Source organism: Streptomyces sp. NPDC060184 (assembly GCF_042728795.1).
Lineage (GTDB): Bacteria > Actinomycetota > Actinomycetes > Streptomycetales > Streptomycetaceae > Streptomyces.
Genome location: NZ_JBHWYX010000002.1, coordinates 121,323 through 134,076, shown reverse-complemented (window position 1 = coordinate 134,076; position 12,754 = coordinate 121,323). Strand labels below are relative to the sequence as shown.

Sequence of the window (12,754 nt, the reverse complement as noted above, 5' to 3'; positions counted from 1 at the left end):
GACGACCAGACCCTCTCCCGCGTTTCTGCCTAAGGAGGACCGGTGACGGACAGCTGGGGGACTCTGGGTACCGAGTCCGTGGACAGGATTCGTACACGGGAGCGCGCCCAACTGCTGGACGCGGCACGCGCGATGTTCGGCACGTTCGGCTATGCGCAGACCACCGACGAGGAAGTCTGCGAAAAGGCCGGTGTTCCGGTGTCGATGCTGTACGAGGAATACGGCTCACTGGAAGGTCTGTTGATCGCCCTGCACGACTGGGTGACCACCAAGGGCCTGCGAGCCGCCGAGAACGCCATGATGGCCGAGGGCATGGACGAGTGCTCGATGGCCGAGCGCACGAGGGTCCTGTTCGACGCCTATGTGAAGGCGGTGACCGAGGACCCCCGCGAGGCCCGGGTGACCTTCGTCGAGGTGCTCGGCGTGAGCCGGGCGGTGGACGCGCACTGCAAGCGGTGGCGTGACGTCTGGGCGCACTGGCTGACCGGCGAGACCCAGCGCGCGGTCGCGCGGGGCGAGGCGGAGGAGGGCGACCACAAGGCGGACGTGCTCGTCATGGTCGGTACGGTCCACGAGCTCATGGCCCACCACACCCGGCGGTCCCGGCGGGCCCGCCCCGAAGAGGTCTCGCGCGAGCTGTGGGAGCTGGCGCTGTCGATGCTGGGGACGCAGCGCACCGGCTGAACGCCGCGTGCGCAATGGCCCGTTGACGTGCGGCCGGTACGCGGGAGGAGAAGTCCCGCGTACCGGCCGTGGCCCTTCCGCCGCTCGGGTGCCGGTCAGCGCACGTCGACGTAGTCGCCGGTGGCCGTGGCGGTGCCGGTGGTGGGGGTGCCGCCGAAGGTCCAGCGCCAGTAGCCGTCCACCGAGGCGGTCACGGTCGTCTTCAGGGCCCCGGTGGAGCCGGACTTGACCGTCTTCACCGTGGAGTACGTCGAGCTGGTCGCCTTGCGGAACTGGAGCGACACGGTCTGGCTGCCGTACCCGACGTACTTGTGGGTCGCCCAGTCGGCGCGGGTGAGCGAGCCGGTGACCGTGAGCGTCTTGCCCTTCGCGACCGGCTCCGGAGCCGCGTTCGCGGTGAGGCTGGCCCAGCGGCGCACGGGGGCGGTGCCGGTGGCGGTCTTGTACTCCTTCGCGGTGACCGTCCCCTTGGTGCTGATGAGCTCCGCCACGAACCCCAGCTTCCAGGTGCCCGCGTCAGCACTGGAGTTGAGCTGCGAGGGCTTGATCCAGAGGTTGCCCTTGCAGTCGGCGACGCGGGTGCTCACCGTGGAGCAGACGTAGGAGCCCATGAAGAGGGCGTCGTGGGCCGCCACGCCCTTCGCCGGGGTGGAGCCGTGGTAGAGAAACGGTTCGGCGGTGTACCGGGACTGGTTGTCCACCGCGTACCCGGCGGGCAGCGTGACCCGGAAGTTGAGCGTCGGCTCCTTGGCGTCGCTCGTACCCACGACGATCGGCTTGCCGCCGTTGACCACGATGTTCGACACCGTGATCCCGGTGGACGCCGCCTGCGCGGCCGGAGCGGTGGAGAGTGCGGCGAGCGCCAGCGCCCCGGCGAGCGCCACGACCGTGCCGGACTGGTGAACTGCCTTCAACAGAGACCCCCTTCGACGCGTACGCACGCGCACGGAAGGTGCGGAGCGCACGGAGTACAAGCCCCGCCTGCCAGGGCATGTCACCGGCAGGCGGGGGGCCGCAGATTATCAGTGGTATGAGCACGTTCCGAAGGCAGGGTGAAGGAAGTGTGCGCGGGGTGGTCGACTCGGAGCGTGGGCGGCCACCTCGGAGCGTGGGTGGTCGCCTCAGAGCGCGGGCTCGGGGACCGGGGCCGGGGTGGTTGGGGGTGCGAGGGCCGGGGCGGGCTCGGCCGCGTACCGGCCGCCGATCGACCACGCCTCGTGCATCGCGTCCGCGAAGGCCGCGGCCAGCTTGTGTTCGCCGCTCGGGCCGGGGTGCGTGCCGTCGTACGTGTCGGTGTGGATGTCGTAGCCGGACGGGTGCGGGGCCAGCACCACCGGGGAGCCCGAGGTGGCGAGGTCCGCGACGGCCTCGGCGAGCAGCGTGTTGAACCGGGCGCAGGCGGCGGCGAAGGGCGCGTCGGACTCGGCCCGGATGTTCGGGATGACCGGCAGCAGCACGAGCTTGACGCGCGGGTTCGCGGCGCGGGCGGCGGCGATGAAGGCGCGCGCGTTCGCCGCGGTCTGTTCGGCGTCGGTGTAGAAGCCGAGGTCGATCAGACCGAGCGACACCAGCAGCACGTCCGCGCGGGAGGTGCGCACCGCCTCTTCGATCAGCGGCGCCATGTGCAGCCAGCCCTCGCCCCAGCCGGACAGATGACGGCGGGCCGGGGCGGGGAAGGACGGGTCGGCGTACGCCGTGGAGACGGCGGCGTCCGCCTCGGCGTCGTACAGCCCGGTGCGTGGGCCGACGACGGCGTACCCGCCCTCGCCGACGGTCGCCTCCAAGTGCTGCCACATCCGGTGGCGCCAGGTGAAGTCGCCCGTCCGCCCGACGGTCATCGAGTCACCGACGAAGAGGAAGCGCACGGCGTCCGGCCGAACGGTCGCGTGACGGGTCATGCCCCACCGCCGCCGGGCCGCTTCGTGAAAGTCCCGCCTGTCGGGCGGACGACGCCGCTTTCACCACACGACCCGGGCGTGGAGTCGGCGGCGGCAGGCAGAGAACGCATGGCGCCATCATCCCCGATCCCGCATTCGGGCCGCACCGTGATGATGGACACTTGCGCCATGCGTGCCTCTCTCACCGCCCTCGGTACCGCCGCCCTGCTGCTGCTCGCGGGGACCGTCCCGGCCCAGGCGGACGAAGGCGCCGACCAGACCTTCACCATCGAGGACCCGCGGATCACCGAGTCCAGCGGCCTCGCCGCGAGCCGCGTCCACCCCGGCGTCTACTGGACCCACAACGACAGCGACGACGGCCCCTACCTCTACGCCGTCGACTCCCGCACCGGCGAGACCGTCGCCACCGTCACCATGACCGGCGTGGGACAGCCGCGCGACGTCGAGGCGATCTCCCTCGGCCCCGACGGGAACCTCTACGTCGGCGACATCGGCGACAACCTCAACGGCACCTGGGACCACGTCTGGATCTACCGCCTCCCCGAACCGAAGGTGCTCAAGGACGTCACGGTGCGCGCCACGCAGTTCGACGTGGTGTACGCGGACGGGGCCCGTGACGCCGAGGCGCTGATGGTCCACCCGAAGACCGGGCGGGTCTGGATCGCCTCCAAGAACAAGGCCGGCGGCGGCCTCTACGAGGGCCCGGCGCACCTCTCCACCAGCGGCAACAACGTCTTCCGCCGCGTCGCCGAAGTGCCGTGGGTGACCGACGGCGCGTTCTCCCCGGACGGTACGCGGCTGGTGCTGCGCGGCTACCTCGGCGCCGACGCGTACACCTTCGACGACGGGAAGCTCGGCGACCCGCGCGGCGTCGGCGCCGGTTTCCAGGGGCAGGCCGAGTCGGTCACGTACACGGCGGACGGTACGGCCCTGATGCTCGGCTCCGAGGGGGAGCGGAGCGAGGTGCGGCGCCTGGACGTGAAGGGCACCAACGCGGCCCAGGCCACCCCCGAACCGCGCGCGTCGGGCGGGACTTCGGCCTCCGGCGGGACCTCGTCCGCGTCGGCGGGGGAGAAGGGGGCCGGGGGCGACCACGGCGGTGGCGGTGACGGTGACGAGGGAGCGGCCGGGAAGGGCGGGACGCTGCTCGGGGGCCTCGTGTTGATCGGCCTGGTGTGGTTCGTACTCCGGTCGAAGCGGCGGCGTACGGGCGGCTGACGGGCGGCTGACGGGGCGAGACTCCCGACTACCCGCGGAATGACGGTTCAAAACCTGTTCGCACAGCGTTGTCACAGTCATGCCATACGATGCGCACATCAGTTCGTCCCCTTTACTTCCGCTTGAGGATTCACACGCCATGTCTTTCGGTGCCAAGTCCCGTCATGTCCGCGGTATATCCGCCGCCGTCGCACTTCTCGCCATCGGCGCGTCCGGATGCTCGGTCGCCGAGACCGCCAAGGACGGCATCAAGAAGGCCGCGCGTCAGCGGTCGGTCTTCTCGCTCGACGTCGGCGACTGCTACAACCCGAACACGGCCCCCGCCGAAGCGGGCGAGGAGGCGACCGAGGAGCTCGCGATCGAGGTCGTGCCGTGCACCGAACCGCACCAGGCCCAGATCTACGGGGAGTTCAAGCTGGACGACGGCGCCTACCCCGGTGACGACGCGCTCGCCGAGGCCTCGGACACCCGCTGCGCCGTCGAGGAGCAGAAGTTCGCGCCCGACACCTGGGCGATCCCGACGGACGTCGGCGGCTCGTACTACCAGCCCACCAAGGAGACCTGGGCGACGGGCGACCGGACGGTCAGCTGCTCGTACAGCAAGGACACCGGCAAGATCACCGGCACGCTGAAGAGCAAGCCGCTGAGCGCCGACGCGGCCTCCTACCTCAAGAACGAGTACGCCTTCTACGAGGCGCTCTGGTCCAACCAGCCCGAGGCCGAGACGGTCGAGGACGACCTCGCGGGCTACAAGGCGCAGTCGGCCGCCGTCGCCACCGCGCTCGACGCCCACCTCGCCGCGCTCCAGGGCGTCAAGCAGCCGGAGACGGCCAAGCTGCGCACCCAGCTGGAGGCCGCGGACAAGAAGTGGAAGGAAGCCGCGAACGCCCCCGACGCGGACGCGTTCTACGACCCGTACTCCTCGGCCTACGACGCCATCGACCCGGCCAAGGCCGTCGCCGCCCGCAAGGAACTCGGCCTCGCCACCACCGTCCCGGACGACATGGCGGCCGGCTGGACCAGCTGACGCCACGGGGGCGGTGCGGTGGAAGGGCCGGTGCCGGGGGCGCCGGCCCTTCCCGCGCGAGCGGTGCGGGATCAGGGTGGACCGGTTGGCGGAGTGCAGGGCCGTTTCGCCGCCCTCCGTACGAGTGAGGTACGGATGCGGGGCGCTGCCCGGTGGGCAGAAGAGGGCCGCGACAACCTCCCCCAGCAGAGAGACCCACCGATGCGCCTCCGCTCCGCCTTCCCCGCCGTTCTCGGCGCCGCCCTCCTCTTCGCCGCCGTCCCCACGTCGGCCTCCGCCGCCGAGGGGCAGTTCCGCTACGACTACGTGACCGACGAGGGGTACGACGCGTCCGGCTTCCTCAACAACCCGCCCAGCGGCGTGTGCATCGACCTCCCGGGCGTCGGCCCGGAGAACCCCGAGCCCGGCCACTCGCCGAAGAACCGCACGGACGCCTGGGCGACGGTCTTCGCGGGTGCCGACTGCACAGGTGACTTCTTCAACCTCCGCCCGCACACCGGCGGCGGCTCGGAACGGCTGAAGGTCCGGTCGGTCTTCTTCGGGCCCTCGCCCAGCGACGGCTGAGCGGAAGGGACACCTGACCGGCAGGTACGGGCGCCGGTCGGCCGTACCTGCCGGGGAAGGTCGTCAGGCGGGCTGCCCGGCGACCGTGACGGTGCAGAGGCGCTTGGTGGCCCGGGTCAGAGCCACGTACAAGTCCCGCTCCCCACCGGGGCGGGCCGCGACGATCTCCTCGGGGCTCACCACGACGACCCCGTCGAACTCCAGGCCACGCGCCTCGGACGCGGGCACGACGCGTGCGTGGCGGGCGACGCCCCGGGCCGTCAGCTCGCCCACTCTGCCGTCCGCGCAGACCACCCCCAGCAGTTCGCCCGGGTGCGCGGTGCTCTGGGTGCGGAGTTCGCGGACGAGGGCGGTGACCAAGCCGTCCGGAGGCGCGGTCACGGTGCGCGGGCTCTCACCGCTCCGCAGTGACCGGGTGGGCTTCTGGTCCGGGGCGATCCGCGTGAGCAGGTCCCGGACGCTCTCCAGGATCTCCTGCGTGGTGCGGTAACTGACCGTCAGGTGATGCAGCTTGAACCGCGGCCCGACATGCGGGCTCAGCGCCTCCTTCCAGTCGCGTGCCGTCGCGACGGGGCCCGCCTGGGCGAAGTCGCCCACCAGCGTCATCGCCCGCGCCGGGCAGCGGCGGACGATCATCCGCCACTGCATGGCGGTCAGTTCCTGCGCCTCGTCGACGACGACGTGCCCGTACGTCCGCTCCGGCGGGCCGTCGACCAGGCTCGCCGCCTCGTCCAGCAACGGCACGTCGGCCTCCGTCCACGGGGCGTCCGGGCCGCGCAGCAGCCGGGACCGCTCCCGCGCGGTCAGGTGGGGCAGGCGCTCGGCGAGCGCGTCGGCGTCCGTCAGGAGCGCCTTCACGAGGTCACCCGGTACCAGCCGCGGCCACAACGCCTCGACCGCCCGGTCGAATCCGGCATCGTCGAGGAGATCGGCGCGGAGCGCGTCCAGGTCCAGCTCGTGGGCCTGGCCCGGGTCGGCCGCACCCTCGGCACGGTGCTGGGCGGCTCCCGTGAACCGGTCGAGGTCCAGGCCCGTCATCGCGGCGGCGTCGGCGTCGATCTGCTCCAGGAGGTCGCCCATGTCCCGTTGCATCGCGTCGGTGACGGCGTCGGCCAGGAGCTCCTTGAACACCTGGCGCGCGGGGTTGTGCCCCGGCGCGGCGGCCAGGGCGGCGTCGCGGGCCGCGGCGACCTCCTCGGCGGGCAGGTGGACCCGCTCCTGCCCGACCCGCACGGCGAAGTCGCCGGCGGGGGCCTGGTGGCCGCGCAGCACGTCGGCCAGGGCGTCGGCGAGTGCCGAACTTCCCTTGAGGCGCGCCGTGTCGAACGGGTCGACGGCGTCGGGGGTTCCCGAGGGCACTCCGGCGAGTTCCCGGCAGGTCGCCAGCACGACGTCGTTCTCTCCGAGCGAGGGGAGGACCTGGGAGATGTAGTCGAGGAACCGGGCGTTGGGCCCCACCACCAGGACGCCTTCCTCCGCGGCGCGCGGGACCGCGTACAGGACGTACGCCGCCCGGTGCAGGGCGACCACCGTCTTTCCGGTGCCGGGCCCGCCCTGCACCACGGTCACCCCGCGGTGCGCGGAGCGGACGATCTCGTCCTGCTCGGCCTGGAGCGTCGCGACGGCCGCGTGCATCCTGCCCGTACGCCGGGCCGACAGCGCCTCGGTCAACGGGCCGTCCCCGACGACGTCCTCGTCGGTCGGGGCGGACCCGTCCAGCAGTTCGTCGCTCACCGAGACGACCGTGCGTTCGTCGAGGCCCAGGTGCCGACGCCGCCGCAGGCCCATCGGGTGGACCGGGGTCGCCTCGTAGAAGGGCCGCGCCGCGTTCGCCCGCCAGTCCACGAGCAGCGGAAGGTCGTCCTCCTCCGTGTGCAGCCCGATCCGCCCGATGCGCAGAGTCGTGCCGTCCGTCCAGTCGACGCGCCCGAAGACCAGCCCCTTTTCGGCGCTCTCCAGCCGGCCGATTTCCTTGGTCAGACGCTCGGTGGCGATTTCTCTCTCATATGCCTCACCGGCGCTTTCCGCCGGGGATTTCAGCACGTGCGCCCGGTGTGCCCGCGCCTCGGAAATCCTTTCATCGAGCACGTCGTAGAGGGAAGACACGTAATCCCGCTCCGAGTCAAGGGCGCGCACGGCGGGATCATTCGGGTTCGACAACAGGAGGCTCCTTCGATTCGAGCCCACACCTTAGAGTCGTCGAAGCCGGAAGATAAGTCTTGACTTGCCTGCCGAAATGCGGCCTCGCGGTGGGGTGCGGGCGGACACGGAAGCGCCCGGGACGTGCGGCTCGCCCCCCGTTTCCCGCCCTCCGCCATTCGCTTCCGCGCTCCTCACGAACACCGGCGGACCCTATTTCACCGAAGAGAGCGACGAGCCTCCTTCGACCTGTCGGAAGCGCCGACCGATTGGCCACCGAAGGCGGCTCCGGAACGACGAAGCCCCCTCCGGAACTCGCCGAAAGGGAGCCGGAGGGGGGCGGTTCGCAACACGCTTCGGAGGCTGTTGTGCCACTCCTGGTGCACCGATCCACCAGGATTTGCGGGACAGCCTTCAGGACGTCACCCACCCATGAAGTTGTGCGCGACCACGACGGTCTCCCCGTCGGAGGGATGGGTGGCGGTGGATCCGTGCACAACCGATTCCGCGCCGTGCGCGACCACCTGTGCAGCCGCTGCCAGCTGCCCACCGGCGACAGAGCCCAGCAACGCCACAGCCGCAGCCGCGGCGATCGACCAGTTCCGAGCCGTACGGTTCATCAGCACTCCCAGAGTTGTCCGCCGAACGGGCGCTCCGCCTCCGGCCGCCCCCGTTCGGGCCCGACCCCGCAGCAGATGTCCGGCTCCCGATCCTATGGACACCGGTCAGGGCGATCAACAGCCTTATGGGCACGGGTTGTTCATGGCCCCGCACAGGCGGACAGTCCGCTCCCGCCCACGGGCACTCGGTCGCCCCGGCCCGCCCCGGCGGCGCTCCAGACCACCGCCACCCCCTACGCTCTCCTCCCATGCCGACCACCTCCGCACTCCTCGTCATCGACATGCAGAACGACACGGTGGCCCTCGCCCACCGGGCCGCAGAGACCGTCGCCGTCATCGCGGAGCTGCGCCGACGCGCCGCCGGGGCGGGCGCGTTGATCGTCACGGTGCAGGACGGCGGCGGTGGGCTCGACGTCGGCTCCGAGGGCTGGCAGGTGGTGCCCGAACTCGCCCCCGGAGCGGGGGAGCCGGTCGTCCGCAAGACCGCGCCGGACAGCTTCTTCGGCACCGGTCTCGACGCCCTGCTGCGGGCGCGCGGGATCACCGAGGTGGTCGTCACCGGGTTCGCCACCGAGATCTGTGTGGACACCACCGCACGCTCCGCGCTGAGCCACGGGTACGACCTGGTGCTGGTGGCGGACGGGCACACCACCTCCGTACGGGGCCCCGGCGACGAGGCGTACGCGACCCCGGACCGGTCGGTCGCGCACCACAACGAGATCTTCCGGAACCTCCGCCACCCCGGGCGCCGCATCCGGGTGCCGAACGCCTCCGAGGTGGACTTCACTTCCGGGGACAGTGTCCAAGTCGCGCAATGCGAGCCCGAGTTCGTACGCGCCACGCGGGCCTCGTACGACGTCATGGCCACCGAGTACGCGGCCCGGTTCGGCGCAGAACTGGACGCCAAGCCGCTGGAACGCGCGCTGCTCGCCGGGTTCGTGGACCTCGTACGGGAGACCGGCGGGGGCAGGCCGCTCGCCGACGTGGGGTGCGGTACGGGCAGGATCACCGGCCACCTGCGCGGGCTCGGCGCCGACGTCTTCGGAATCGACCTCTCGCCCGGCATGCTCGCGGTGGCACGGGCCGAACACCCGGACCTCCGGTTCGAGGAGGGCTCGATGCTCGCGCTCGACCTCCCCGACGGCTCCCTGGGCGGGCTCCTCGCCTGGTACTCGGTCATCCACATCACCGACGCCCTGCTCCCCGCCGTCTTCGCCGAGTTCCACCGCGTACTCGCCCCGGGAGCGCACCTGCAACTGGGCTTCCAGGCGGGCGACGAGACCCGCCACCGGACCGACGCCTGGGGACGCCCGATCGCCCTCGACTTCCACCGCCGCCGCCCGGAGACGGTCGCGGCCCTGCTCGCGGTGGCGGGCTTCGAGCCCCGCGTACGTACCGTGCGCGAAGCCGACACCGACGGGGAGTTCCCGGAGCCGACCCCGCAGGGATTCGTGTTGGCGCGGAAGCGGGTGCGTGCCTGAGAATCGCTCCATGCCCGACGCCGAACACGTGACCCGGTCCACGACCTCCCGCCGTAACAAGAGGGCGCCGATCTCACTTCCTCGGCCGATGCCGCAGCTGCCCCGGCGGATCTGGTCGGACGAGGACTGGGAGCGAATCCGGCTCGGCTACCGCGCCCAGGACATGGACGAGAAGTGGAACGTGTACGCGGAGGGCGACGTCGTCTCCCTGCACCGGAGCTGGACCGGTCACGGAATCTTCGCGGCGACCTTCGTGCCCGTCGACGGCGGCGGATGGCGGATCGCCGACGCCGTGGTCGAGCGTGACGCCGCGCGCTACAAGAACAGGGACGACGCCTACGACTGCGTCATGCTCGAAATGGTGATCAGCTCCGTCGTGCTGGGTGAGCCGGCGCACGACCTCCTGTCGCGACTGACTGCATTGACGCGTCGGGGACGGGACTCCGGCGATGCCTCGGCCGACATCATCCGGCACAGTGCCATCGGGCTCCGCTCGGACCCTCAGCCGCCCGGCCGGGGCCACTAGGCCGTGTGTCGAAAGTCCCGCCTGTCCGGCGACCGGGCGGCCGACGCCACTTTCGACACACGGCCTAGCGCGCACGGCCCGGTTCCGTACCGGTGACGGAGGGCCCGTTGTCAGTGGGGGGTGACAGGCTGTAGTCGCCATCCGAGAACGGGAGAGTCACATGGGTACGTGGGGCATCGGGCACTTCGACAACGACACGGCCGCCGACTTCGGCGGGAAGCTGGACGACAGCGACCCGGAGAAGCGCGCGGCGCTGATCGGACAGGCGCTGGAAGCAGCCGTGCACGCGGGCGCCGAGGGCTTCCTCGACAGCGACGAGGCGATGGAGGCGGTCGCCGCCGCCGCGCTGCTCGCTGCCCACTGCCCGGGCGGCGAACCGGTGGACACCCCGTACGGCCCCGACGAACCGGTGCCGTTGCCCGGCGGTGCCCCGTCGTCCGTGCTGCTCGGACTCGCGGTGCGGGCCCTCGACCAGGTCACCGCGGAGACGTCCGAGCTGCGCGAGCTGTGGGGGGAGAGCGCCGAGCCGGTGGAGTGGTTGGCGGGGATCGGACGCCTCAGAGCCGTGCTGGCGGCGGGGGCGCCCGTGTAGGAGGGGACGGGGGCAGTCGGCCGGCCGGGCCCCCTCCGCCGTCCGGCTGCCCGCCGCGACGAGCTCCGCCACGTCCAGCGTCACCTCCGCGCCGATCGACGCGGGCAGCGTGACCGTCTGGCCGGGGGCGTACACCTCGTGCCGGTCGTAGGACGAGCCGCCGGGTTCGGTGAGGACGTGGACCCGGCCGTGACGGCGGTCCAGGACCACGTACACCGGGACCTTGGCCTCCGCGTACACGGCCGGCTTCAGGTGGAGGTCGCTGCGGTAGTTGCTGGAGGTGACCTCCAGCACGAGACGGAAGATGGCCGGGTCGTAGCAGTGGTTTTCGGCCCGATGGGCGTCGAAGTCGGCGTCCACGAGGGCCAGATCGGGGATCACGTAGTCCTGCGGACCACCGGGGAGCCAGAGGCCGATGCCCTGGATGACCGCAGAGCCTCCGTCGTCGAGCCCTGCTGCGATGAAGGAGCGCATCAGCTTGGTGAGCGCACGCCCGTGCGGGCCGTCAGGGCGTGGACCCACGGTGATGACGCCTCCGATGATCTCGACCCGGTGGCCGGGAAGCTGCTCCATGAGCCTGTTGGCACTGTCGAGCAGGGACTCCGGCTCACCGTCACCGGCGTACTCGACTGCTGCCGCGGACATGGCGTCCCTCCTGGGTGCACTGGTGTCGAGAGCATCATGGCGGGTCGGACCGCTCCCCTCCGTCGCGAGGCCGCAAGATCACCCGCGAGGGTGAGGCGGTACGGCGACGGCCCCGCACACCGAGGTGTACGGGGCCGTCGTCCAGGTGCCAGGTGCCAGGTGCCAGGTGCCAGATGCCAGGCGCCGGGCGGTGAGCCGGGGTGCCGTGCTGGTTACAGCTTCTCGATGACGTAGTCGATGCAGGCGGTGAGGGCCTGGACGTCGGCCGGGTCGATCGCCGGGAACATCGCCACGCGCAGCTGGTTGCGGCCCAGCTTGCGGTACGGCTCGGTGTCCACGATGCCGTTGGCGCGGAGCACCTTGGCGATCGCGGCGGCGTCGATGTCGTCGGAGAAGTCGATCGTGCCGATGACCCGCGAGCGCTTCGCCGGGTCGGTGACGAACGGGGTCGCGTGCTTCGACTCCTCGGCCCAGCCGTAGAGGTGCTGGGAGGAGGCGAGGGTGCGGCCGGTCGCGAAGTCCAGGCCGCCCTGGCCGTTCAGCCACTTCAGCTGCTCGTTGAGCAGGAAGAGGGTGGAGAGGGCCGGGGTGTTGTACGTCTGGTTCTTGGTCGAGTTGTCGATCGCCGTGGGCAGCGAGAAGAACTCGGGGATGTGGCGGCCGGAGGCGTGGACGCGCGCCGCGCGCTCCAGGGCCGCCGGGGAGAACGCCGCGATCCAGAGGCCGCCGTCGGAGGCGAACGACTTCTGCGGGGCGAAGTAGTAGACGTCCGTCTCGGTGATGTCGACCGGCAGACCGCCGGCGCCCGAGGTGGCGTCGACCACGACGAGCGCGCCCTCGTCGGCACCGGCGACGCGCTTGATCGGCGCCGCGACACCCGTGGAGGTCTCGTTGTGGGTGAAGGCGTAGACGTCGACGCCCTCCTCGGCCTGCGGCTCCGGGTGGGTGCCGGGCTCGGAGGAGATCACGCTCGGGTCGGCCAGCCAGGGCGCGAGCTTCGCGGCCTTGGCGAACTTCGAGGAGAACTCACCGAAGTTCAGGTGCTGGGACTTCGTCTCGATGAGACCGTGCGTCGCGACGTCCCAGAACGCGGTGGACCCGCCGTTGCCGAGGACGACCTCGTACCCCTCGGGGAGGGAGAAGAGGCTGCGTACACCGTCACGCACCTCGCCGACCAGGTTCTTGACCGGGGCCTGGCGATGGGACGTACCGAGGAGAGAGGTTCCGGTGGCGGCCAGCGCGTCGAGCGCCTCCGTCCGCACCTTGGAGGGCCCGGCGCCGAAGCGTCCGTCGGCGGGCTTGATGTCAGCGGGAATCTGGATGTCGGCCACGAGTCGGAGCGTAGTCCCTCGGGGACGGG

General features: G+C 71.5%; 12 protein-coding genes and 2 pseudogenes. 8 read left to right on the top strand and 6 right to left on the bottom strand.

From position 1 onward, the window contains the following. Positions 1–42 precede the first annotated feature (42 nt). Positions 43–684 (top strand): TetR/AcrR family transcriptional regulator, encoded by a 642-nt coding sequence (locus ACFWEE_RS02220; protein ID WP_386885581.1) that lies wholly within the window; start codon positions 43–45, stop codon positions 682–684. Positions 685–779: 95 nt separating this feature from the next. Here ACFWEE_RS02220 and ACFWEE_RS02215 read toward each other — a convergent pair whose 3' ends face one another. Beyond that, complete coding sequence (locus ACFWEE_RS02215; RefSeq protein WP_386885579.1) at positions 780–1,598, bottom strand: hypothetical protein; 819 nt, start codon at positions 1,596–1,598, stop codon at positions 780–782. Between the two features lie 207 nt (positions 1,599–1,805). Next, the gene (locus tag ACFWEE_RS02210; protein WP_386885578.1) at positions 1,806–2,582 is read right to left on the bottom strand and encodes a GDSL-type esterase/lipase family protein; all 777 of its coding nucleotides are present in this window, start codon (positions 2,580–2,582) and stop codon (positions 1,806–1,808) included. Between the two features lie 168 nt (positions 2,583–2,750). Between ACFWEE_RS02210 and ACFWEE_RS02205 the strand changes: the two genes are divergently transcribed. From ACFWEE_RS02205 to ACFWEE_RS02195, 3 genes are all read left to right on the top strand, one after another. Next, complete coding sequence (locus tag ACFWEE_RS02205) at positions 2,751–3,800, top strand: WD40 repeat domain-containing protein (protein WP_386885576.1); 1,050 nt, start codon at positions 2,751–2,753, stop codon at positions 3,798–3,800. A 139-nt stretch (positions 3,801–3,939) separates the two neighbouring features. After that, complete coding sequence (locus tag ACFWEE_RS02200; RefSeq protein WP_386885575.1) at positions 3,940–4,827, top strand: septum formation family protein; 888 nt, start codon at positions 3,940–3,942, stop codon at positions 4,825–4,827. 201 nt (positions 4,828–5,028) lie between these two features. Next, entirely contained in the window at positions 5,029–5,391 is a 363-nt protein-coding gene (locus tag ACFWEE_RS02195; protein ID WP_386885574.1) for a hypothetical protein, read from the top strand. A gap of 63 nt (positions 5,392–5,454) precedes the next feature. Here ACFWEE_RS02195 and ACFWEE_RS02190 read toward each other — a convergent pair whose 3' ends face one another. Beyond that, positions 5,455–7,497, bottom strand: a complete 2,043-nt coding sequence (locus tag ACFWEE_RS02190) for a HelD family protein (protein ID WP_386885817.1) — start codon at positions 7,495–7,497, stop codon at positions 5,455–5,457. Positions 7,498–7,952: 455 nt separating this feature from the next. Further along, positions 7,953–8,150 (bottom strand): hypothetical protein, encoded by a 198-nt coding sequence (locus tag ACFWEE_RS02185; RefSeq protein WP_386885573.1) that lies wholly within the window; start codon positions 8,148–8,150, stop codon positions 7,953–7,955. A gap of 125 nt (positions 8,151–8,275) precedes the next feature. Between ACFWEE_RS02185 and ACFWEE_RS02180 the strand changes: the two are divergent. The 4 genes and pseudogenes from ACFWEE_RS02180 to ACFWEE_RS02165 all read left to right on the top strand — a co-directional run. Next, positions 8,276–8,794 (top strand): annotated as a pseudogene (locus ACFWEE_RS02180) (cysteine hydrolase family protein); the annotation flags it as partial. A 216-nt stretch (positions 8,795–9,010) separates the two neighbouring features. Next, positions 9,011–9,631, top strand: a complete 621-nt coding sequence (locus ACFWEE_RS02175) for a class I SAM-dependent methyltransferase (RefSeq protein WP_386885815.1) — start codon at positions 9,011–9,013, stop codon at positions 9,629–9,631. An 88-nt stretch (positions 9,632–9,719) separates the two neighbouring features. Further along, positions 9,720–10,157, top strand: a complete 438-nt coding sequence (locus ACFWEE_RS02170; protein ID WP_386885572.1) for a hypothetical protein — start codon at positions 9,720–9,722, stop codon at positions 10,155–10,157. Between the two features lie 160 nt (positions 10,158–10,317). After that, positions 10,318–10,749, top strand: coding sequence for a DUF4259 domain-containing protein (locus tag ACFWEE_RS02165; RefSeq protein ID WP_386885813.1), 432 nt, complete (start codon positions 10,318–10,320; stop codon positions 10,747–10,749). A gap of 48 nt (positions 10,750–10,797) precedes the next feature. Here ACFWEE_RS02165 and ACFWEE_RS02160 read toward each other — a convergent pair. Both ACFWEE_RS02160 and serC read right to left on the bottom strand, forming a co-directional pair. Further along, positions 10,798–11,394 (bottom strand): annotated as a pseudogene (locus tag ACFWEE_RS02160) (Uma2 family endonuclease); the annotation flags it as partial. Between the two features lie 212 nt (positions 11,395–11,606). Continuing rightward, a complete protein-coding gene (serC, locus tag ACFWEE_RS02155; RefSeq protein ID WP_386885570.1) occupies positions 11,607–12,725 on the bottom strand; it encodes a phosphoserine transaminase in 1,119 nt (372 codons plus the stop codon). Positions 12,726–12,754 lie beyond the last annotated feature (29 nt).